Annotated in this window: 3 protein-coding genes; 2 read left to right on the plus strand and 1 reads right to left on the minus strand. The window is 40.4% G+C overall.

What is annotated here, in order from left to right:
- Positions 1-186: 186 nt before the first annotated feature.
- On the minus strand, positions 187-558 hold the full coding sequence (locus QUA40_RS28490) for a VOC family protein (RefSeq protein ID WP_333132032.1): 372 nt from the start codon (positions 556-558) through the stop codon (positions 187-189).
- A gap of 153 nt (positions 559-711) precedes the next feature.
- On the opposite strand from QUA40_RS28490, the gene QUA40_RS28495 reads away from it, so the two are divergent.
- Together QUA40_RS28495 and QUA40_RS28500 are read left to right on the plus strand one after the other, a co-directional pair.
- Positions 712-1,188: a hypothetical protein gene (locus QUA40_RS28495; RefSeq protein WP_333132034.1), complete on the plus strand. Its 477-nt coding sequence runs from the start codon at positions 712-714 to the stop codon at positions 1,186-1,188.
- Positions 1,189-1,341: 153 nt separating this feature from the next.
- Positions 1,342-1,839, plus strand: a complete 498-nt coding sequence (locus tag QUA40_RS28500; RefSeq protein WP_445301215.1) for a HEAT repeat domain-containing protein — start codon at positions 1,342-1,344, stop codon at positions 1,837-1,839.
- The last annotated feature ends 339 nt before the right edge of the window (positions 1,840-2,178 follow it).

Below are 2,178 nucleotides of genomic sequence, written 5' to 3' on the forward strand. Positions count from 1 at the left end.
GCATCGATATCGCTTTTAATGAAAGATTCTAACAAAGCCATTTCTTTTTCCATATCTTTTTGTGGCAGTTGTAAGTTATTCATTTTTTATGGTCACAATCAAGTATTGCATATAATTGTATCAGAGTCTTGATAATGATTTAGGATTGCTATAGAGTTCACTAATCATTAGCCATCATCCTACATTTTAATGGGATTGATGCAAAATTATACGGTTGCCGGCAGGATCGAAGGCATAGATTTCTAGACCGTGAGAAGCTTTGATGATTTCTCCGGCTGGCGGATATCCTAAAGCCCAAATTCGGGCGATCGCAGTTTCGAGATTGCTGACTTCCAAACACAGACTCATGCCTGTTTTTGCTCGATTTGCAAATTCCCCTTTGTGGGAATCTTTGGGTTTGAATATGCCGAGTCTTAAGCCGGGGAGTTGAAATTCAGCATAAGTATTGGGAATATAAGGGTTTGGTTCTATGTCGAGAAATTTTGTGTAAAATTTAACTAGAAGTTCCTTATCAAGGTCTGCTAAAGTCACTAGGGCGGCGCTGTATTGGAAACTCATATAAATTGGTAATGGGGGATTACTAATGAAGAATTGATAATATTATACAACATTCACTGCGATATCAAAACTTCGGAGCTAAAAGGGAGTGACTGTGCAAGTCTTGGTATAATCAATTGCTCGCCCTGCAATCCCTTTACTATTCAAAGTGAGATGAATAATCCAAAAGGAAATCAAGAGAACCCGAATTTTAAAAGACTCAAAGTCACTGCAACAACCCCAGATTCTAGGTTGATTGAGAATCGAGAATCTAGATTTCCGCGTGCAGTTGGTATGGCGATAGATGATGCTCAAGAGATTATGAATGATCTCTATCGGGAAGAGGCAGAGTACAAAGATGGAAGTTATGCTTTTATGGTGATGAAGGAACAATTTGAAGGTGGAGTGGAAAACCCGCCAATGTCCCTAAAAAAAGGCACTTTCCACGATACAAAGTGCCGTCAATATATTGTAGCATTACAAAGACAACTGCCAATTTTGCCTTCTGATCATAAGGAGCCTAAAGAAAAGATTGCTAGAGAAATTGAAAAAATGGAAGAGGTGCTACAATGGGCTGAAGACTACCGCAACGGCAACAATCCGGTGATTCCTCGATGGGCCAACTCTTGGAAATATCAGTTAGGAAAATAATCAATGGATCTTATTAAGCTATAGAGCACTTACAAAACACCGTATGAGGGCAGGAACTGGCGGGATACAAAGCATGAGCTTCCTATCAAGTCAAAGGACACTCTGAGTTTCTGTGACTTAAGAAATTGCAGTCTAGAAGGACTCGACTTATCAATGGTAGAGTTCTTTGGTTGCCGTTTAAATAGTACCTTATTTAAAGGTGCCAATTTGCATAAAGCGCGATTTAGTGGCTGTTTTTCTTCCGATGATTATACGCCAACGGATTTTAGTGGTGCTATTAGCAAAGATGTGTCTGTAGTAGATTCTCACCTTCACTACCAAGCAGACGAATTTATAGGAGAGTTTGATTATATTGACGATAATTTTTGGATGGGAGGCAGTCCAGAGTCCAAGTGGCCTGATGTTGTGGCTGCTGCTGCTACCGAAACACTTTCCGATCGCAATGATGTCAGATATAATGCTGCGGCCAAATTAGGAGATTTAGATAATCCTATTGTTGCTCCCATACTGGCTTGTCTCCTCGCTGACGATGAGTGGGATGTGCGATCGATTGCCCTCGAAACATTAGGAAATCTAAGGCATCAGGAATTCCCCCAGGGTGACAATATTTTATTGCATTGGATGTTCTTACAGCACTTCCGGATGTTATGAGGTAGAGTAGCAGCAATTAGTAAACCACTTTTTAAGATGTTTCGGATTAATTAAGTCAAGAGCCACAGCAATTATCGTGTAAACCATTTTACAGCACTTCCGGCTATTATGAAGCACAGTTTTACTCGTATCCCTTTCCTGTCCTAACTTTCAATACTGTCTGCGTACCTCATAGCAGCCGGAAGTGCTGTAGTGCTGGTTGGTGAAAACTGTCGCAATAAAGATTTGAGTTGCGACCACCATAATTCAATTGGATTAAAATAGGCGTGAGTATGGGGACAAACACAAGATAGAAGCACCCACCGCTTCAATCATAGGCTTAATCGAATCTACTTTATG

Origin of the sequence: Microcoleus sp. Pol11C3 (assembly GCF_036701485.1) — a bacterium.
Classification (GTDB): domain Bacteria; phylum Cyanobacteriota; class Cyanobacteriia; order Cyanobacteriales; family Microcoleaceae; genus Microcoleus.